Source organism: Bradyrhizobium sp. GW821-FHT12B03, from assembly GCF_058807535.1.
Window position 1 is genome coordinate 101,013 of sequence record NZ_JBXAQU010000019.1, and the last position, 20,000, is coordinate 121,012.

Consider the following 20,000-nt stretch of genomic DNA (forward strand, 5'->3'; position numbering starts at 1 on the left):
TGCGCAACACATAAGCGCGTGCTTATGTGTTGTCATGATCGAAGCCGACATCTTCAAGGCGCTGGCCGACCCGACGCGCCGCAAGGTCTTTGAGAAGCTCGCTGGCGGAAGCCTGAACGCCAGCGCCTTGCGCGACGGATTGGAGATCAGCCAGCCGGCGATGTCGCAGCATCTCGCGGTGCTGCGCGCGGCAGGCCTGGTGCGTGAACAGCGGCAGGGCCGCTTTGTGAACTACGAAGTCGACCCGGACGGAATCCTCGCCATCGGGGCGTGGCTTGCGCGCTACCGCGCCTATTGGCCAAAGCGCATGGAAGCACTCGCCGATCTCTTGAAGGACATGGATCAATAAGGATCTGGATCAATGAGCGATGCCGCGAAACTTGACCCCTCCGACGCAAAGCTGGTGCTCGAATTCGATTTCGATGCACCGCCGGCAAAAGTCTGGCGCGCCGTGACCATTCCAGCTCTGCGCGAGCGCTGGCTGCCGGATTGCGACCTCGCGGGCGCCGAGCCGGAAACATCGATCCCTGGCGAAGAGGTGCGCTACCGGCTTCGCGATTCCGAACCGCCGTTTCGCGAGAGCCACGTCATCTTCCGGATCGAGCCGAACGTGTCAGGCGGCACCCGCTTCCGTATCATCCAGCAAGCCTGCGATATCAGCGTAACGCTGCCGAAGCCCGCCAACAGCAATCGCTGCCTGATGCGTGCGGCGGCCTAGGGCATGATCCGGAAAAGTGTGAAGCGGTTTTCCGAAAAGATCATGCTCAACTAAGAGCAAACAGACTTCATCACCTGCAGACATGGAGGTCGCCGATGCGCGACATGCTTCAGCTCGTCCCTATGGTCGTCGAACAATCCGCCCGCGGCGAACGATCCTTCGACATCTACTCGCGGCTGCTGCGCGAGCGCATCATCTTCCTCAACGGCGAGGTCAATGATGCGATGTCGGGCCTCGTCTGCGCGCAACTCCTGTTCCTGGAGGCGGAGAATCCGAACAGGCCGATCAATCTCTACATCAATTCCTATGGCGGCGTGGTTACCTCTGGCCTCGCCATGTACGACACCATGCAATTCATCAAGGCGCCGGTTCATACGCTGTGCATGGGCACCGCGCGCTCCATGGGCTCGTTCCTGCTGATGGCCGGCGAGCCCGGTCACCGCGCCGCCCTGCCCAATGCCAGCCTCCATGTGCATCAGCCGCTCGGCGGCTTCCAGGGCCAGGCGTCCGACATCCTGATCCATGCCACCGAAATGCAGGACACCAAGCGGCGCATCATCCGGCTCTATGCGCAGCATTGCGGGCGTCCCGTGGAGGAGGTGGAACGGACCCTGGACCGCGACCACTTCATGACCGCGCAGCAGGGGGTCGAGTGGGGATTGATCGACAGGGTCTTTGCGGAGCGCGACGCCACCTGATGGTCCGACGCGGCCCTCAGCGGATGCCCCATCCGGCAAGCTCCGCCTGCTCCTGCCGGGCGGTCTGCGGCGCGCATCCCGTGGGCACGAATGCGAAGCGCTCGATATTTCGCAGCACGGAGACGCCCCTCAGCGAGCTCTCGCTGTAATAAAATACCTTTTGGCTGCCCGACGCGTGAGCAACATTGTGTCGGCAGCCTGTCCTGCCCTCATTTTGAGCAGACCTGACCACGTTTTGAGCGCGACGTAATAGCGCACTGCACTGCGATACCCGTCAAACGCGAAAAGCCCCGCTTTCATAATCCGTTAGGCAACACGCCCGTTCTGGCACGGCATTTGATTCTAGGGTCGTGGCTGTGCCCGCGTAGTGAAACTTCTCCCTCGTGGCGAACCAGTCGAGAAACGCCCGGCCACGTCCGGACCGGGCCCAAGCGGGGATAGGACCCATGAAAATTGTTATGGCGATTATCAAGCCATTCAAGCTGGAAGAAGTCCGTGACGCCCTGACCGCCATCGGCGTTCACGGTCTCACGGTGACGGAAGTCAAGGGATATGGCCGCCAGAAGGGCCATACGGAAATCTATCGCGGCGCCGAATATGCCGTGAGTTTCCTGCCCAAGATCAAGATCGAGGTCGCTGTCGCCTCCGACCAGGTCGACAAGACCATCGACGCCATCACGTCCGCCGCGAAAACGGGACAGATCGGCGACGGCAAGATCTTCGTCATCAACCTCGACCATGCGGTTCGTATCCGCACCGGCGAGGCCGATGCCGCGGCCCTTTGATTTCGCGCTCAACCTTATCCAATCAGGAGTAAATAATATGACGTTTAAGCGTCCCTATGGCGCGGGATTGGCGGCTCTCGCAGTCGGCCTGTTCGCTGCGACCGCAGCCTATGCCGAGCCAACGGTCAACAAGGGAGACAACGCCTGGATGCTGACATCGACAGTGCTCGTGCTGTTGATGACGATCCCGGGTCTTGCGTTGTTCTACGGCGGTCTCGTCCGTTCCAAAAACATGCTCTCGGTCCTGATGCAGGTGTTCTACACCGTCTGCGTCGTCACCGTGATCTGGGCCGTCTACGGCTACAGCCTCGCCTTCACCGGCGGTTCCGACTTCATCGGCGGCTTCTCCAAGGCGTTCATGATGGGCGTCACCACCGACTCGAAGGCTGCGACCTTCTCGGTCGACGCCAACATCTCGGAGCTCATTTACATGTGCTTCCAGATGACCTTCGCGGCGATCACGCCCGCCCTCATCGTCGGCGCCTTCGCCGAGCGCATGAAGTTCTCGGCGATCGCTCTCTTCATCCCGCTCTGGGTCACGCTGATCTACTTCCCGATCGCGCACATGGTCTGGTACTGGCCCGGTCCGGACCTGATCCAGGACGCTGCCAAGGCTCTGGCTGCGGCGACTGATGCGGCGGCGAAGACCGCGGCGCAGGCCAAGCTCGACGAGATCAACGCCGACGCCGGCTGGATCTTCAAGAAGGGCGCGATCGACTTCGCGGGCGGCACCGTGGTGCACATCAACGCCGGCATCGCAGGTCTCGTCGGCGCTCTGCTGATCGGCAAGCGCACCGGCTACGGCAAGGAGCTGATGGCTCCGCACTCGCTGACCATGTCGATGATCGGCGCTTCGCTGCTCTGGGTCGGCTGGTTCGGCTTCAACGCCGGCTCCAACCTCGAAGCCAACGGCGGCGCTGCGCTCGCCATGACCAACTCCTTCGTCGCCACCGCGGCCGCCGCGCTGTCGTGGATGTTCGCGGAGTGGATCGTGAAGGGTCATCCGTCGGTGCTCGGCGTCATCTCCGGCGCTGTCGCGGGCCTCGTGGCCGTCACGCCTGCCGCCGGTTTCGCCGGCGTCATGGGTGCGATCGTCCTCGGTCTCGTGGTCGGCGTGGTCTGCCTGTTCTTCTGCACCGTCGTGAAGAACGCGCTCGGCTACGATGACTCCCTCGACGTGTTCGGCGTGCACTGCGTCGGCGGCATCGTCGGTGCTCTCGGGACCGGCATCCTGGTGAACCCCGCACTCGGCGGCGCCGGCATCATCGACTACACCGCGATCCCGCCGAAGGTTGCCGATTACGACTTCGCGGCGCAGATGGTCTCCCAGCTCTGGGGCGTCTGCACCACGCTGGTGTGGTCGGGCATCGGTTCGGCGATCCTCTACAAGGTCGTCGATGTGATCGTTGGCCTCCGCGCCAATGTCGAGAGCGAGCGTGAAGGCCTCGACATCACCGAGCACACCGAGCGCGCCTACAACATGTAACCTCTCCTCCCGGGCACGGTCTCTCCGGAGACCGCGTCCACAACTACGGTTTGGGCACATACCCGGCAATGCCCCGACCGTTGAGGGGCTCCAGCGCAAGTTGGAGCCCCTTTCTTTTTGCCTCCGCCGGGCGAAGAAAAGGATTGCCATTCCGCACCGCCGGCGCAGAGATATCGACCACAACGAACAACAAACCGGGAGGTCGTCATGCGTTTGGAAGGCGGATGCTATTGCGGCGAAGTGCGCTATGTCGCCGAGGGCGACCCGATGATGCAGGCGCAGTGTCATTGCCGCGAGTGCCAGTACATCTCGGGCGGCGCGCCCAACACCTTCATGGCGATGCCGGCGGCCGGCTTCAGCTACATCATCGGCCAGCCCAAGCAGTTCACCCGCAAGGACCTCGAGCGTGCCGTGACGCGCGAATTCTGTGCCGAGTGCGGCACCCATCTGGTGACCAGGGTTCCGGGACTGCCGGCCGTGATCGTGAAGGTCGGCACGCTGGACGAGCCCGATCAGTTCCATCCGCAGATGGCGATCTACACCTGCGACAAGCAGGAATTCCACACGATCCCCGCCGGCATGGCGACGTTCGAAAAGCTGCCGGGGCGCTAGGCACGTCAGTATCGCAAAGTTCGTCATGCCCGGGCTCGTCCCGCCTGCGCGGCCGAAGCCGCTCCGGCGAGGCGAAGGCCCGGGCATCCACGTTCTCGGGCGCGCCCCGCATCCCGTTGTTATCCGGTCTAATTATTCCGCTCTGGACGGACCCGCCCGCCGATGGTTAATCGCGTCTTAACCTCGCCCTATCTATGGTGAACTGAACCGCTTCCCGCCGGCGCTTTCGTGCGACCGGCTGTTCCAAGAGTGCTGGCGTCCAGAATGGCTATGACCGCTTCATCCCGTGCGCCGCTGGAAGGTGGAAGCTCCGATTCCGAACGCTCGCCCTTCGTCCGGCTGAACGAGCTGCTGGCCCCCCATCAACCCGGCAAGCCCTTGATTACGCTTGCCGTCGGCGAGCCGCAGCATCCCGTGCCTGACTTCGTCGGCCCGGTGCTGGCCAAGCACATCGCCGATTTCGGCCGCTACCCGATGAACCAGGGCACCGAGCCGTTCCGCCAGGCAGCGAGCGCCTGGCTGTCGTCGCGCTTCAAGCTGCCGCGGCCGCTGGACCCCAGAGGCGAGATTCTCGTCCTCAATGGCAGCCGCGAGGGCCTGTTCCTCGCCGCGATCACGGCTGCGCGCTATGTCGGCCCGCGCCCCGGCAAGCCCGCCATCCTGATGCCGAACCCGTTCTATCCGGTCTATGGCGCCGGCGCCCGCGCAGCGGCCTGCGAACCGGTCTATCTGCCGACCACCGTCGAAAACGGCTTCCTGCCCGATCTCGACGCCATCGACGAAGCGACGCTGGCGCGCACGGTGGCGTTCTATCTGGCCTCGCCCGCCAATCCGCAGGGCTCGGTCGCCAAGCCGGACTATTTCAGGCGGTTGAAGCAGCTCGCCGACCGCTACGGCTTCGTGATCCTCAGCGACGAGTGCTATTCCGAGATCTACACCCGCGAGGCGCCGGGCAGTGCGCTGGAATGCGCCGGCCCCGACTACACCCGCGTGGTCGCGTTCCAGTCGCTGTCGAAACGCTCCAACCTGCCGGGCCTGCGCGTCGGCTTCGCCGCCGGCGACAAGACATTCATCGGCATGTTCCTCGAGCAGCGCAACATCGCCGCGCCCCAGGTGCCGGTGCCGCTCCAGCATGTCGCGACCGTCGCGTATGGCGACGAAGCGCATGTCGAGGAGAATCGCAGGCTGTACCGGATCAAGTTCGATCTCGCCGACCAGATCATCGGCAATCGTTACGGCTATCGCCGGCCCGACGGCGGCTTCTGCGTCTGGCTCAACACGTCGGAGCTCGGCGACGACGTGTCCATCACGCTCAAACTCTTCAAGGAAGCAGGCGTGCGCGTGGTGCCCGGCAGCTTTTTGGCACGGCGTCAGCCTGACGGCTTCAATCCCGGCGCGGGCTACATTCGCCTTGCGCTGGTGCAGGATGGCGAGACCACGGCGCAGGCGCTGCACCGGCTGGTCGAGACTCTGGGTTAGGCGGGGCCCGTGAGCATGTCGGCAATCGAACGTGTCATTCCACTGGTCGGCCATCTGCCGCCCTCGATTCGCGAGGGGCTGGCGCGGCGTATGCGCGAGCTCAGCGGGCTCGGCCTGATCACGCTGTCCGGTGTCGCCTCGGCGGCGCTGATGACCTGGTCGGTGCAGGACCCCAGCCTCAGCCACGCGACCTCGCGGCCGATCCGCAACATCCTCGGCTATGCCGGCGCGATCGGTGCCGATCTCGCGATGCAGATCCTCGGGCTCGGCGCGATCATGCTGGTCCTGACGGTCGCGGTCTGGGGTTGGCGGATGATGACCCATCGCCCGTTCGACCGCGAGGCGCTGCGGCTCGGCTGCTGGATCCTCTGCACGGTGATCGCGGCCGGCTTCGTCAGCTGCTGGCCGCATGGCGGCGCATGGCCGCTGCCGACCGGGCTCGGCGGCGTGGTCGGCGATGCCCTGGTGCGCGCGCCCGCGGTGATTTTCGGGCCGGCCGGTACGATCTATCGCACGGTACTCGGTGTGATCCTGTTCGCGGCGATGGCCGCGACGTTCCTGTTCGCCTGCGGTCTCGGCGCGCGCGAGCAAGACGACGAGCATGCGGAGATCGAGGACGATGACAAGCCGCTCGATGAAAACGAGGACAGCGATCGCGGCTCGGTGTCGCTGGGCTGGCTGTTCCATGCGCTGATGAGCACCAAGGCACGGCTGATCTGGCTGTGTGGTGCCGCTTACCGCTCGCTGGTCTCGAGCGGACCGAAGACCAAGGCGGTTGCGTTCAGCCGCCAGGAGCCGAATCTCGGCGGTGGCCGCGCCGCGCCCCCGATCTCGCCGCAGTCCGAAGACGAGGACTACGAGGAGGAGCACGAGGACGAGGAAGACGAGGAGGAGGAAGAGCCCGCCGCCCGCGCGCCGCGCAAGAAGGCCGCGCCCAAGGCTGCGGCCAAGAAGTCCTCCGACAAGTTCGAGCTTCCGTCCGTGTCCGTGCTTGCCGCGCCCAAGGCCGGCGATCGCCAGCCGCTCAGCAAGGCCGAGCTGGAAACCAACTCACGTTCGCTCGAAGGCGTGCTGCAAGATTTCGGCGTGCGCGGCGAGATCGTGAAGGCCAATCCGGGCCCCGTGGTCACGCTGTACGAGCTGGAGCCGGCGCCCGGTATCAAGTCGTCGCGCGTGATCGGCCTCGCCGACGACATCGCCCGTTCGATGAGTGCGCTGTCGGCCCGCGTCGCCGTCGTGCCCGGCCGCAACGCCATCGGCATTGAGCTGCCGAACGCCCACCGCGAAAAGGTCTATCTGCGCGAGCTGCTGGTCGCCAAGGAGACGGTCGACACGGTCGCGAAACTCCCGCTCTGCCTCGGCAAGACCATCGGCGGCGACCCCGTCATCATCGATCTCGCGCGCACCCCGCACATGCTGATCGCCGGTACCACCGGCTCGGGCAAGTCGGTCGCCATCAACACCATGATCCTCAGCCTGGTCTACCGGTTGCGCCCGGACCAGTGCCGGCTGATCATGGTCGATCCGAAGATGCTCGAACTCTCCGTCTATGACGGCATTCCCCATCTGCTCACGCCCGTCGTGACCGACCCGAAGAAGGCGGTGGTCGCGCTGAAATGGGCCGTGCGCGAGATGGAAGAGCGCTACAAGAACATGGCCAAGCTCGGTGTGCGCAATATCGACGGCTACAACACGCGTCTGCTCGAGTTGAAAGCCAAGGGCGAGGAGCCGACGCGCACGGTGCACACCGGCTTCGACAAGGAGACTGGCAAGGCGATCTACGAGGAAGAGAAGCTCTCGCTCGACCCGCTGCCCTACATCGTCATCATCGTCGACGAAATGGCCGACCTGATGATGGTCGCCGGCAAGGATATCGAAGGCGCGGTGCAGCGCCTCGCGCAGATGGCGCGCGCCGCCGGCCTGCACGTGATCCTGGCCACGCAGCGTCCGTCGGTCGACGTCATCACCGGCACCATCAAGGCGAACTTCCCGACCCGCATCGCCTTCCAGGTCACCTCCAAGATCGACAGCCGCACCATCCTGGGCGAGATGGGCGCCGAGCAGCTGCTCGGTCAGGGCGACATGCTCTACATGGCCGGCGGCGGCCGCATCAGCCGCGTGCACGGACCTTTTGCCTCGGACGAGGAAGTCGAGAAGGTGGTGCGTCACCTCAAGACGCAGGGTCAGCCGGAATATCTCGAAGCCGTGACCGCGGAAGAGCCGACCGAGGACGAGGACGGCGGCGCCGTGTTCGACGCCAGCGGCATGGGCGCGGATGGCGGCGGCGACCTGTTCGCGCAGGCCGTTGCCATCGTCAAGCGCGACCGAAAGGCCTCGACCAGCTACATCCAGCGCCGCCTGCAGATCGGCTATAACCGTGCCGCATCCTTGATGGAGCGCATGGAACTGGAAGGCATCGTCGGACCCGCCAACCACGCCGGAAAGCGTGAGATTCTGGTCGAGGAAGAAGACAGCCATATGTGAGGCGCGGGGCCTCAGAACACTATTTCACGCAAAAACGTTATCTGCTTTTGCCCGAAATCACGCTAAAAAGACGCCCAGCCACACAGGACGACGCGTTGATCAGACATCCGGACATTCGATTCGCTGCCACCATCGCCGCGCGAAGCGCGCGCATGGCCGGCGTGCTTCTCGTCACCGCCGCGATGGTGACTGCGGCGTCGTTCGCGCAGACCGTGCCCGTGCCGAAACCCGCGCCGAAGGGCCGCGATAACGGTCCGGCCGGCGGCGGGCCTGCGATCACCGGCGCAACCCAGACGCCGCCGAATCCGATCATTCCGGATCCGCGCCGCAACGTGCCGAGCAGCATCTTTCAGACCTTCGACGCCAACCAGAAGGCGCAGGCGGCCAAGGTCAGCGCCTATCTGTCCTCGCTATCGACACTGGTCGGGAATTTCGTCCAGGTCGGCCCCGACGGCAGCAAGACGCAAGGCGATTTCTACATCCAGAAGCCGGGCAAGGTGCGCTTCGAATATGATGCGCCGAGCCCGATCGACATCGTCGCCGACGGATCCTCGCTGGTGGTGCGCGACCGCAAGCTCGCGACCCAGGACGTCTATCCGCTGTCGCAGACGCCGCTGCGCTTCCTGCTGTCCGACCGCATCGACCTGATGAAGGACACCAATGTCGTCAACGTCTCGGCCGACGACGTCTTCGTCAGCGTCACCATCGAGGAAAAGCAGGCATTGGTCGGCACCAGCCGCCTCTTGCTGATGTTCGGCGCCAAGGACGGCCAGCTGAAGCAGTGGACCGTCACCGACCCGCAGGGCTACGACACCACGATCGCGGTCTACAATCTCGACGCGACCAAGAAGCTCGATCCCAACATGTTCAAGATCGACTTCACAAATTACGGCCCCTCGCCGGGTTGAACTGGTCTCGTGTCCCAGAGGCGACGCAGCGCGTAGCGGTGCGTCGCAGAGCCGGGACCCGGAATGCCGCGCAATGGGCCCCGGCTCAGCAGCGCGTCACTTCGTGCCGCGCAGCGTCCAGGGCACGAGAGTTCGCCGACCATCTCAGACCCTAAAAGACGGTGGGCACGGCGCTTTGCGCCTTTGCCCACCCTACGAGAGCTTGCTAAGACGCATCCCTCATGCGTCTTTCCCTGACAACCTGGAACATCAACTCGGTGCGGCTGCGCATCGATCTGGTCGCGAAATTCCTCAAGAGCGCGCGGCCGGACGTGCTGTGCCTCCAGGAGACCAAATGCATCGACGACGCCTTTCCGCTGAAGCGCTTCAAGCGGCTCGGCTACGAGCATGTCGCGCTGAACGGGCAGAAGGGCTATCACGGCGTCGCCATCGTCTCGAAGATCCCGTTCGAGTCCAAGGACATCCGAACCTTCTGCGACAAGGTGGATTCGCGCCATATCTCGGTTTCGTTCGGCGAGAAGGCTGCAATCGCAAAGCCGCTGGTGCTGCATAATTTCTACGTGCCGGCCGGCGGCGACATTCCCGATCCCGCGCTGAACGAGAAGTTCGATCACAAGCTGCGCTTCCTCGACGAGATGAAGGCGTGCGAGCCGCTGCATCCGCGCGGGGAGGATCGCCACATCCTGGTGGGCGATCTCAACGTCGCCCCGCACGAGAACGACGTGTGGTCGCACAAGCAGCTTCTGAAAGTGGTCTCGCACACACCTGTCGAAACCGAGAAGCTCAAGGCGGCGCTCGAAGCCGGCGAATGGATCGACGTCGCGCGCGACCGCATTCCGATGTCTGAGAAGGTCTATACGTGGTGGAGCTACCGTTCCGCCGACTGGACCGTCGGCGACCGCGGCCGCCGTCTCGATCACATCTGGGTCTCGCGCGCGCTGAAAGACGCCGTTCAGGATTTCAGGATTCTTCGCGACGCGCGGAGCTGGGAGCGGCCATCGGACCACGTGCCTGTCACGGTGACGCTGGAGGTTTAACCTCCGATCGCTCCATCCGGGCTACGAAGCTACGACCTCTCACGTCGTCAGCTTCGCACCGGCCATCAGGATATCGCTGGCGATCTGGCTGGAGCGCACCGCGAATTCGTCGCGCAGGCGAACGGCGGCGGCGGGGTCGCTTTCGAGCACGCGCTGAAACAGGCTGCGCGCGACGCGGATGACGGAGGAATGCTCCAGCGCGATCGCGCTCGACGGCCGCTTCATCGGCACCACCAGCGCGAGCTCGCCGATCAGCGCGCCGGGACCTGCGATCATCTCGGCGCCGGCGCCATCCTCGACCCGGAAGGCGCCGCGCTGGACCACGAAGCCGGCATCGGCGTCGTCGCCGAGATTGAACAGGATGTCGCCGCGGACGAAGTCACGCTGCTCGGAGCCGATCGCCAGCATGCGCAACGAGGCGTCTCCCAACAGGCGCAATGTCGGGACCCGCTCGAGAAGCGCTACGTCGTCGTCGATTGACATTCAGATCCGAGGCTCAAGGGCACGCGATCTAAAACGATTCGCACGCCCCTGAAGCGTATCACGGCACCAGCTTGTAGCCACCGGCTTCCGTGACCAGGATCTCCGGGTTGGCGGCGTCCTTCTCGATCTTCTGGCGGAGGCGGTAGATGTGGGTTTCCAGCGTGTGGGTGGTGACGCCGGAATTATAGCCCCAGACCTCCTGGAGCAGGGTCTCGCGCGACACCGGCATCTGGCCGGCGCGGTAGAGGAAGCGGAGGATGGCGGTTTCCTTCTCGGTGAGCCGGACCTTGCGCGCATTGGCGGCTGTCAGCATCTTGGAGCCGGGACGGAAGCTGTAGGGGCCGACCGAGAACACCGCGTCCTCGCTGGCCTCGTGCTGGCGCAGCTGGGCGCGGATGCGGGCCAGCAGCACGGCAAAGCGGAAGGGTTTTGCGACATAGTCGTTGGCGCCGGATTCCAGGCCCAAAATCGTGTCGGAATCGGTGTCATGCCCGGTCAGCATGATGATGGGAGCCTTGAAGCCGCCCTTGCGCAGGGAGCGGACCACTTCGCGGCCATCGGTATCGGGCAGGCCGACATCCATCAGGACGAGATCGGGGGAATTGGCCTTTGCGGCGCTCGCGCCCTTGGCGCCGGTATCGACGGCGGAGGCTTCGAATTCTTCGTGCAGCGATAATTGCTCCACCAACGTATCGCGCAGATCGGTATCGTCATCCACGATCAGGATCTTGCGGGCATTGGCCATAGGGTATCATCCTTTTGGGGTCCGGCTCGGCGCGCATACATGCTGCACCCAACCGTGAGGGGAAGTTTAGGGGTCGCCGTTATTATTGTTGTTCGTGTTGAAGTAGTGGGCTGTTACCGATTCACAAGCCAGAACCACTCTAACCCAGAATAGCAGGGCGTTTTGATGAATGTCCTGTAATGAATTCGACATCGCATTTTCACATGAAAAACAACGCTGCTTCAGCTAGTTACATCAAGAGCCGAGGCCCCGGGCCGCTGGCCGCGATCCGCGTTAAGCCTGCCGCCGGTAATCCGCGCCGCGGCTGGCTGACGGCCGGACAGCTGACGATTCCGGTGGCGCTGGGGCGGGGTGGCATCCTCGCCAACAAGCGCGAGGGCGACGGCGGCACTCCGCGAGGCAGCTTCCGTCCGAGGCGCCTGTGGTGGCGGGGCGACCGGCATAGCCGGCCGCAGACCTTCCTGCCGGCGCGGATCATCACCGGCGCGGACGCCTGGTGCGAGGATCCCCGGGATCGTCATTACAACCAGGGGATCCGGCTCGGCGAGGGGCAGGGCGGCGATCGGCTCAAGCGGGCCGATCATCTCTATGACTTCATCATCGAAATCGACCACAACACGCGCCCGCGCATCGCCGGCCGCGGCAGCGCGGTGTTTCTGCATCTGGCCCGCGACAATTTCGGCCCGACCGCAGGCTGCGTCTCCATGACCAGATCTGCGATGCTGCAATTGCTGCGGCGGCTGGGGCCAAGAACAAGAATCATCATCGGGTGAAGGCACATGCTCGAGCAGGATCAGATCGCTGCCGCATCGCGCGTCCTTGTTCAACATTGGCGCGACGGCACCAAGCTCGACGCGCTGGAAGGACAGTTGCGGCCACGGAGCCGCGCTGACGGCTACGCCATCCAGGCCGCGCTCGAAACGCGCTCGCCCGGAAAACTGTTCGGCTGGAAGATCGCGGCGACGAGCGAGTCCGGGCAGAAGCACATCAATGTCATGGGGCCGCTGGCCGGTCGCATCATGAGCGACACCGTGATCGCCGATGGCGGCTCCGCGTCGATGAAGGGCAACGCGATGCGCGTCGGCGAGCCGGAATTTTGCTTCCGCATGGGGCGCGACCTGCCGCCGCGCGTAGCGCCGTTTGCCGTCGACGAGGTGCTGGCCGCCGTGGACAGCTTGCACCCCGCGATCGAGATTCCGGATTCGCGTTTCGTCGATTTCGCCGGCGCCGGCGAGGCGCAACTCATCGCCGACAATGCCTGCGCGCATCCGTTCGTGCTGGGCGCGGCGACATCAGCGAATTGGCGCGCGATGGATCTCGTCGCGGAACGGCCGCAGATCACGCTGCGCGGCGAGCGCTATATCGGACACGGCAAGAACGTGCTCGGCGATCCCCGTGTTGCACTCGCCTGGCTCGCCAATGAGCTGCGCGGGCTCGGCATCACCTTGCGGGCAGGGGAGGTGGTGACCACAGGCACGTGCCATCCACCGCTGCCGATCCAGGCGGGCGATCATCTTGCGGTGGATTTTGGCGTGCTGGGGAAGGCGTCGGTGGGGTTTGAATAGACGGCCTCTCTACCGTCGTCCTGGCTTTCGCCAGGACGACCCAAGATTAGCTATCTATCTGTGCCCGAAGATCGCACTGCCCACGCGCACATGCGTGGCACCCAACATGATCGCGGTGGCGAAATCTGCGCTCATGCCCATCGAGAGATTCTTCAAGCCATTGCGCGCGGCGATCTTCGCGGTCAGCGCGAAATGCGCGGCCGGCGGCTCGTCGACTGGCGGGATGCACATCAAGCCGGAGATCGTCAGCCCATAGGTGTCGCGGCAGCTTGCGAGGAAGGCATCGGCCTCGCCGGGCGCGATGCCGGCCTTCTGCGGCTCCTCGCCGGTGTTGATCTGGACGAAGAGCTGCGGGTGCCTTTTCTGGGATTCGATTTCCTTGGCTAACGCTTGGCAAATGCTCGGGCGGTCAACCGAATGGATGGCGTCGAACAGTGCGACCGCCTCTTTCGCCTTGTTGGATTGCAGCGGCCCGATCAGATGCAGCGCGATGTCGGGGTAAACAGACGTTAACGCCGGCCACTTGCCTTTGGCCTCCTGCACCCGATTTTCGCCGAATACGCGCTGTCCGGCGACGATGACCGGGGTAATTGCATCCGCGTCGAAGGTCTTCGACACCGCGATCAGCGTGACGGAGTCGCGATCACGACGCGCGTCCTTGCAGGCGCGTGCAATTTCGGCTTCGACCGCGGCGAGCGCGTTTGGTGAATGGCCGGTTACCGGCACGGCGTTGGCTTCTGTCATGATCTCGATTGGCGGTAGTCGTAACTGAGGTAAGTCCAATTTTACCGAGTTCAAGAAAGAGTTTTTGAACCCTTCGCTTTACCTTGGCCATGGGGTGGGTAGCGAAGATGGCAAACGTCAGTTTCAACCGCAAACGAGCGAAACTCAAGCAGGTTCTCGGAATCCGGGCGCGGCTTGCGTTGCTCGCGGTGATTCTGGTGGCCCCCTTGATGCTCGAGCGCATCCGGTCGCTCGAGAACACGCGCACGAGCCAGATCGCGCAGGCCGCGGCCGAGTTCAACACCGTCGCAAGGCACAGCGCCGATGCGCAGCGCGAGGTGATCTCGTCGGTCGAGACCATCCTGAAATCGGAAGCCTTCATCCGCGCCTCCATCGGCGGCATCAGCAAGAGCTGCGACGTGCTGCGCGCGAGCCTGCCGTCGAACCTGCCCTGGATCCGCACGCTCTTGATCGCCGGCCAGGATGGACGCATCCAGTGCGCTACCAACAACATGTATGTCGGCCTCGACCTCAGTGACCGGCCTTATTTCCAGCAGGCGCAGGAAACCGGCCGCTTCGTGCTGAGCGATTTCATCCTGTCGCGGCCGGTCTCGACGCCGACCGTGATGGCGGTTTATCCGGTGTCTGCGTTCAGCGGCGTAGCCGATGCCGTCGTGCTCGCCACCGTGAACCTCGACTGGATGTCGAAGGTCATGAGCAATCTCGGCGGCCGCGCCGGCATCACCGCCGTATTGGTCGACAGCGCCGGCACCGTGCTCGCCGCACCAGCCGACCAGCACAGCGCGGTCGGTCGCCCCCTCGACAACATGCCGCTGATGTCCGCAATCGCCGACAAGGCGCTGCGGTCGGACCAGGACGAGGGCTCGCTCTCATTCCTCGCCGCCGACGGCTCCCGCCGCGCGGTCAGCTATATCCGCATCGCGGGCACCAACGCCCGCCTGATCGCCAGCATCGACGAGGACAAGGTGTCCGCGGCGGTGAACCGCGATATCCGCACCGCTTATCTCCAGCTTGCTTTCGTCGTCGTGTTCGTCCTGCTCGGGGCACTGATCGCCGCCGAAAAGCTCGTGATCAAGCCGATCGAGATGCTCGCCGACATGGCCAAGCGTCTCGGCGAGGGCGACCTGTCGGCGCGTGCGGCGCGCAACCGCCTGCCGGCCGAGTTCGTGCCGCTGGCGCGCGCGTTGAATGCGATGGCCGCGCAATTGAGCCAGCGCGAGCGCGAGCTGATGGCAAGCAACGACCGGCTGACGGTGATGGCCTCGATCGACATGCTGTCGGGCCTCGCCAACCGCCGCGGCTTCCAGAGCCGGCTCGACTTCGAATGGATGCGGGCGCAGCAATATGGCAGCGATCTCGCACTGCTGATGATCGACGTCGACCACTTCAAGCTCTTCAACGACACCTACGGCCATCTCGAAGGCGATTCCTGCCTGACCAGGCTCGGGGAGTCGCTGTCCGGCATCGCTGCAGACACGATGGGCTTTGCGGCGCGCTATGGTGGCGAGGAATTCTGCCTGTTGCTGCCGAACACCGACGTGAATCGCGCCGTCGAGATCGGCGAAATGGTGCGTGCGGCCGTGCTGAAGCTCTGCCTGCCACACATCACGTCCGCCCACATGATCGTCACGGTCTCGATCGGCGTTGCCGCAACGAAGCCCAACGAGGCCTTGCGCCCCGGCGACCTGATCGAAGCCGCCGACGCCGCGCTCTACGCCGCCAAACACCGCGGCCGCAACAATGTCGTCGAGCACGGCGTGCAGGCGATCGATACCGGCGCGGCGGACATGATGCTGGCGGGCTAACCTGCCGCCAGCTCCCGATCGAGCTCGCTCTCGGCGATGACGCGATTGCGACCACTGCCCTTGGCAAGGTAGAGCGCGCGGTCGCATCGCTCGACCAGGTCCATCATGGCTTCTCCCGGCCGAAACTGGGCCACGCCGATGGAGACGGTAATGGTTGGGAGGCTTTCGCCCGTCGATCTGCGCGTGATTTGGCATTCGGCGATGGCGCGACGAATGCGCTCCGCGATCGCCGTCGCCGCGGCAAGATCGGCGGTGGGGAGCACGACGATCAATTCCTCGCCGCCGTAGCGGGCCGGCAGATCGACGTCGCGAACCTTGTCGCGCAGCACTTGCGCCATGAGCCGCAGGACCTGATCGCCAACGCCGTGGCCGAAATTGTCGTTGAACTTCTTGAAATGGTCGATGTCCAGCAAGAGCACGCTGAGCGGCTCGCCCTTTTCCATGGCGGCAATCTGGGCCTTGCGGAAGAACTCGTCCAGCGCGCGGCGATTTGGCAGACTGGTCAGCGTATCGGTCTTGGCGCGCTCCTCGGACTTGGTCAGCGATTCCTGGATGGCCTCGAGTTCGCGCGTTTTCTCCGCGAAGCTGGCCTCGAGCCGTGTCGCACGGCCGGCAGCCCTGGCGAGCTCGGTCACGAGCTGCTGGACGAGCATCTTCGGATCCGCACCGGCCTCCGTCTGACCGGCAACGTCGCTGATGGCCCGCATCTGCGAATGATTGTCGGCAATGGCGGTCGCGAGGAAGGCCTGGGCTGCGTCCATCACCGAGTGGAGCTGCTGCGAGGCCATGCTCGCAGCCGAACTGCCCGGCGTCGCGACGTAGGTCGAGAAGAGATCCCGGTTGATGACCGCGTCGAACCTGCGCTTGTTGCCGATCAGGATATCGATCGCGCGCTGCAAATCGCTCGGCACGCCCATGGAATAGATGAACCAGACATTGAAATTGTCCGGCGTCGCGGGCACTCGCTGCTCAGCCATGCACTGCACGGCCTTCTGTGCGACCGATGCCGCATAATCATAGTCGAGCTCGTCGAAGGCATTGGTGGTCATGATGAGGACTCCCGGCATTGGGCGTCCGGAACTTTGACGCTCAGCTCGTTAATTGCACCTCAAACCGCACCTCAATCTGGACCTGCCACCGTAGTGAACCGGAGGTTTGAGGCGGAAAAAGCGAAATCCATCGGTATTCCGCAACCCATTGACCGGATACGGGCTTTTATGGCCTAGTCCGCCGTCTTCAGGACGGCCCGAACCTACGAAAAACCAACGATTCCATGACCTCCGAACGCTACAACGCCCGCGATTCCGAACCGCGCTGGCAAGCCGCCTGGGACGAAAAGGCGATCTTCGTCTCCAGGAACGATGATTCACGGCCGAAATACTATGTGCTCGAGATGTTCCCCTACCCGTCCGGGCGCATCCATATCGGCCATGTCCGCAACTACACGCTCGGCGACGTGCTGGCCCGCTTCATGCGCGCCAAGGGGTTCAACGTGCTGCACCCGATGGGCTGGGACGCTTTCGGCCTGCCGGCCGAGAATGCCGCCATCGAGCGCAAGGTCGCGCCCAAGGCCTGGACCTACGACAACATCGCGGCGATGAAGAAGCAGCTCCGCTCGATCGGGCTGTCGCTGGACTGGTCCCGCGAATTCGCGACCTGCGACCCCAGCTACTACAAGCACCAGCAGAAGATGTTCCTGGACATGCTCGCCGCGGGCCTCGCCGAGCGCGAGAAGCGCAAGCTGAACTGGGATCCGGTCGACATGACCGTGCTCGCCAACGAGCAGGTGATCGACGGCCGCGGCTGGCGCTCGGGCGCCGTTGTCGAACAGCGGGAAATGAGCCAGTGGGTCTTCAAGATCACGAAGTACTCGCAGGAACTGCTGTCGGCGCTGGATGGGCTGGACCGCTGGCCCGACAAGGTGCGGCTGATGCAGCGCAACTGGATCGGCCGCTCCGAGGGTCTCCTGGTCCGCTTCGCGCTGGATCAGGCGACCACGCCCGCCGGCGAGAGCGAGCTGAAGATTTTCACCACGCGCCCCGACACGCTGTTCGGCGCGAAGTTCATGGCGATCTCGTCGGATCACCCGCTGGCGCAGGCAGCTGCCGCCAAGAACCCGAAGCTTGCCCAGTTCATCGCCGACATCAAGAAGATCGGCACTGCGCAGGAGATCATCGACACCGCAGAGAAGCAGGGCTTTGACACCGGCATCCGCGCGGTTCACCCGTTCGACCCGAGCTGGAAGCTGCCGGTCTATGTCGCGAACTTCGTGCTGATGGAATACGGCACCGGCGCGATCTTCGGCTGCCCCGCGCACGACCAGCGCGACCTCGACTTCGTCAACAAGTACAGCCTGGGTGTCACGCCGGTGGTGTGCCCCGAAGGCCAGGACCCGAAGACGTTCGTCATCACCGACACCGCCTATGATGGTGACGGCCGCATGATCAATTCGCGCTTCCTCGACGGCATGACCATCGATCAAGCCAAGGATGAGGTCGCAAGACGGCTCGAAAGCGAGCTGCGCGGCAACGCGCCGGTCGGCGAGCGGCAGGTGAATTTCCGCCTGCGCGACTGGGGCATTTCGCGGCAGCGCTATTGGGGCTGCCCGATCCCCGTCATCCATTGTCCGAAGTGCGACGTGGTGCCGGTGCCGGATGCCGACCTGCCGGTGACGCTGCCGGAGGATGCGACGTTCGACAAGCCGGGCAACGCGCTCGACCATCATCCGACCTGGAAGCACGTCACCTGCCCCAAATGCGGGGCTAAGGCCCAGCGCGAAACCGACACCATGGACACCTTCGTGGATTCGTCCTGGTATTTCGCGCGCTTCACCGATCCCTGGAACGAGAACGCCCCGACGACGCCCGCCGTCGCCAACCGGATGCTGCCGATCGATCAGTATATCGGCGGCGTCGAGCACGCGATCCTGCATCTGCTCTACAGCCGCTTCTTCACCCGCGCGATGAAGGCGACCGGGCACATTGCGCTGGACGAGCCGTTCGCCGGCATGTTCACGCAAGGCATGGTGGTGCACGAGACCTACCAGAAGGCCGACGGTACCTATGTGCAGCCGGCCGAGGTCAAGATCGAAGTCGGCGGCAACGGGCGCCATGCCACCCTGCTGACGACGGGCGAAGACATCCAGATCGGCGCGATCGAGAAGATGTCGAAGTCGAAGAAGAACACCGTCGACCCCGACGACATCATCGAAACCTACGGCGCCGACGTCGCGCGCTGGTTCATGCTGTCGGACTCCCCGCCCGACCGCGACGTGATCTGGAGCGACGAGCGCGTCCAGGGCGCCTCGCGTTTCGTGCAGCGGCTGTGGCGGCTGGTCAACGATTCCGTGGAACTCGGCAAGGCCGCGCCCGCGGCTCGGCCGGCCGCGTTCGGGGCGGATGCGACCGCCTTGCGCAAGGCCGCCTATGGCGCGCTGGACAAGGTCACCACCGGCATCGAGCGGCTGCACTTCAACGTCTGCCTCGCCCATATCCGCGAATTCGCCAACGCACTGTCCGAGGTACTCCAGCGCCCCGGCCAGCCGGCCGCGGACCTGGCCTGGGCGGTTCGGGAGGCCAGCCAGATCCTGGTCCAGCTGTTCTCCCCGATGATGCCGCACCTCGCCGAGGAATGCTGGCAGGTACTGGGCCAGAGCGGGCTGGTTTCGGAGGCCAATTGGCCCCAAATCGAACGCGATTTGCTGGTTGAAGACAGCGTGACCCTGGTCGTCCAGGTCAACGGCAAGAAGCGGGGTGAGGTCACAGTTGCAACAGCGGCCCAGAATCCGGAAATCGAGGCTGCCGTTTTGGCCCTTGATGCGGTAAAACTGGCCCTGGACGGCAAGCCCGTCCGCAAGGTGATTATCGTCCCCAAGAGGATCGTGAATGTTGTCGGCTAGGATCCGCATCGCAGCCCGCTTGCTGGCGGTCGTCGCTCTGGCGGCGCTGACGGCCGGCTGCTTCCGGCCGATGTATGCCGAGCATACCGACGGCACCCCTGGCTTGCGTGAGAAGCTGATGGGGGTCGAACTCCCGCAGATCAGCAAGCCAAACGCCTCGCGCGAAGCCCGCGTCGGCGTCGAAGTCCGCAATGCGCTGGCGTTCAAGCTTTACGGCACGGCCACGGGCATGCCGCCGACCCACCGCCTGGAGATCCGCTTCAGCTCCAGCAAATCGTCGCTGATCGTCGATGCCAGCACCGGGCTGCCGAGCACTGAAACCTACGGCATCGACGCCCAGTACAATTTGATCAACGTGGCGACCGGCCAGTCGGTCATGACCGGCACCACGTTCTCGCGCGTGTCCTATGACATGCCCGGCTCCTATCAGCGCTTCTCCCGCAACCGCGCGGTGCGCGATGCGGAGGATCGTGCCGCCAACGAGATCGCCGAGAACATCAATACCCGGCTCGCCGCCTTCTTCACCGCGGGCACTTGAGTTCATCCCGTCATT

The 20,000-nt window shown here is 64.3% G+C and carries 19 protein-coding genes; 15 read left to right on the forward strand and 4 right to left on the reverse strand.

The genetic code is table 11. From position 1 onward, the window contains the following. Positions 1-34 precede the first annotated feature (34 nt). The 10 genes from AC1RUR_RS29610 to xth all read left to right on the forward strand — a co-directional run bounded on the left by AC1RUR_RS29610 (position 35) and on the right by xth (position 10,207). Entirely contained in the window at positions 35-349 is a 315-nt protein-coding gene (locus tag AC1RUR_RS29610; protein WP_492850617.1) for an ArsR/SmtB family transcription factor, read from the forward strand. A gap of 12 nt (positions 350-361) precedes the next feature. Continuing rightward, on the forward strand, positions 362-718 hold the full coding sequence (locus AC1RUR_RS29615) for an SRPBCC family protein (protein ID WP_492850619.1): 357 nt from the start codon (positions 362-364) through the stop codon (positions 716-718). Positions 719-813: 95 nt separating this feature from the next. After that, on the forward strand, positions 814-1,416 hold the full coding sequence (locus AC1RUR_RS29620) for an ATP-dependent Clp protease proteolytic subunit (RefSeq protein WP_492850621.1): 603 nt from the start codon (positions 814-816) through the stop codon (positions 1,414-1,416). A 446-nt stretch (positions 1,417-1,862) separates the two neighbouring features. After that, entirely contained in the window at positions 1,863-2,201 is a 339-nt protein-coding gene (locus AC1RUR_RS29625; protein ID WP_008142813.1) for a P-II family nitrogen regulator, read from the forward strand. Between the two features lie 37 nt (positions 2,202-2,238). Further along, positions 2,239-3,687 carry an ammonium transporter gene (locus AC1RUR_RS29630; RefSeq protein WP_492850623.1) on the forward strand — a complete coding sequence of 483 codons (1,449 nt, stop codon included), beginning with the start codon at positions 2,239-2,241 and terminating at the stop codon, positions 3,685-3,687. 207 nt (positions 3,688-3,894) lie between these two features. After that, complete coding sequence (locus tag AC1RUR_RS29635) at positions 3,895-4,299, forward strand: GFA family protein (protein WP_492850625.1); 405 nt, start codon at positions 3,895-3,897, stop codon at positions 4,297-4,299. A gap of 264 nt (positions 4,300-4,563) precedes the next feature. Beyond that, on the forward strand, positions 4,564-5,778 hold the full coding sequence (locus AC1RUR_RS29640; RefSeq protein WP_492850627.1) for an aminotransferase class I/II-fold pyridoxal phosphate-dependent enzyme: 1,215 nt from the start codon (positions 4,564-4,566) through the stop codon (positions 5,776-5,778). 9 nt (positions 5,779-5,787) lie between these two features. Continuing rightward, positions 5,788-8,262 carry a DNA translocase FtsK gene (locus AC1RUR_RS29645; protein ID WP_492850629.1) on the forward strand — a complete coding sequence of 825 codons (2,475 nt, stop codon included), beginning with the start codon at positions 5,788-5,790 and terminating at the stop codon, positions 8,260-8,262. Between the two features lie 152 nt (positions 8,263-8,414). Beyond that, complete coding sequence (locus tag AC1RUR_RS29650) at positions 8,415-9,170, forward strand: outer membrane lipoprotein carrier protein LolA (protein ID WP_492850747.1); 756 nt, start codon at positions 8,415-8,417, stop codon at positions 9,168-9,170. A gap of 221 nt (positions 9,171-9,391) precedes the next feature. Next, positions 9,392-10,207: an exodeoxyribonuclease III gene (xth, locus tag AC1RUR_RS29655; protein WP_492850631.1), complete on the forward strand. Its 816-nt coding sequence runs from the start codon at positions 9,392-9,394 to the stop codon at positions 10,205-10,207. Between the two features lie 39 nt (positions 10,208-10,246). Here the strand turns inward: xth and AC1RUR_RS29660 are convergent, their stop codons facing one another. Both AC1RUR_RS29660 and AC1RUR_RS29665 read right to left on the reverse strand, forming a co-directional pair. Continuing rightward, positions 10,247-10,690: a cyclic nucleotide-binding domain-containing protein gene (locus AC1RUR_RS29660; protein ID WP_135178627.1), complete on the reverse strand. Its 444-nt coding sequence runs from the start codon at positions 10,688-10,690 to the stop codon at positions 10,247-10,249. 58 nt (positions 10,691-10,748) lie between these two features. After that, a complete protein-coding gene (locus tag AC1RUR_RS29665) occupies positions 10,749-11,435 on the reverse strand; it encodes a response regulator transcription factor (protein WP_008142830.1) in 687 nt (228 codons plus the stop codon). A 203-nt stretch (positions 11,436-11,638) separates the two neighbouring features. Here AC1RUR_RS29665 and AC1RUR_RS29670 point away from each other — a divergent pair, with 203 nt between their 5' ends. After that, the gene (locus AC1RUR_RS29670; protein ID WP_492850634.1) at positions 11,639-12,208 is read left to right on the forward strand and encodes a L,D-transpeptidase family protein; all 570 of its coding nucleotides are present in this window, start codon (positions 11,639-11,641) and stop codon (positions 12,206-12,208) included. 6 nt (positions 12,209-12,214) lie between these two features. After that, on the forward strand, positions 12,215-13,000 hold the full coding sequence (locus tag AC1RUR_RS29675) for a 2-keto-4-pentenoate hydratase (RefSeq protein ID WP_492850636.1): 786 nt from the start codon (positions 12,215-12,217) through the stop codon (positions 12,998-13,000). A gap of 54 nt (positions 13,001-13,054) precedes the next feature. Here the strand turns inward: AC1RUR_RS29675 and AC1RUR_RS29680 are convergent, their stop codons facing one another. Further along, the gene (locus AC1RUR_RS29680; RefSeq protein WP_492850638.1) at positions 13,055-13,744 is read right to left on the reverse strand and encodes a YggS family pyridoxal phosphate-dependent enzyme; all 690 of its coding nucleotides are present in this window, start codon (positions 13,742-13,744) and stop codon (positions 13,055-13,057) included. A gap of 107 nt (positions 13,745-13,851) precedes the next feature. Between AC1RUR_RS29680 and AC1RUR_RS29685 the strand changes: the two genes are divergently transcribed. Then, positions 13,852-15,549 carry a diguanylate cyclase domain-containing protein gene (locus tag AC1RUR_RS29685; RefSeq protein WP_492850640.1) on the forward strand — a complete coding sequence of 566 codons (1,698 nt, stop codon included), beginning with the start codon at positions 13,852-13,854 and terminating at the stop codon, positions 15,547-15,549. Here AC1RUR_RS29685 and AC1RUR_RS29690 read toward each other — a convergent pair. Then, positions 15,546-16,526, reverse strand: coding sequence for a GGDEF domain-containing protein (locus tag AC1RUR_RS29690; protein WP_492850749.1), 981 nt, complete (start codon positions 16,524-16,526; stop codon positions 15,546-15,548). The genes AC1RUR_RS29685 and AC1RUR_RS29690 overlap by 4 nt on opposite strands. Positions 16,527-16,822: 296 nt before the next feature. Here AC1RUR_RS29690 and leuS point away from each other — a divergent pair, with 296 nt between their 5' ends. Both leuS and lptE read left to right on the forward strand, forming a co-directional pair. Beyond that, positions 16,823-19,447, forward strand: coding sequence for a leucine--tRNA ligase (leuS, locus tag AC1RUR_RS29695; protein ID WP_492850642.1), 2,625 nt, complete (start codon positions 16,823-16,825; stop codon positions 19,445-19,447). Continuing rightward, entirely contained in the window at positions 19,434-19,985 is a 552-nt protein-coding gene (gene lptE, locus AC1RUR_RS29700; RefSeq protein WP_492850644.1) for an LPS assembly lipoprotein LptE, read from the forward strand. Before leuS ends, lptE begins: the two co-directional genes overlap by 14 nt. Positions 19,986-20,000 lie beyond the last annotated feature (15 nt).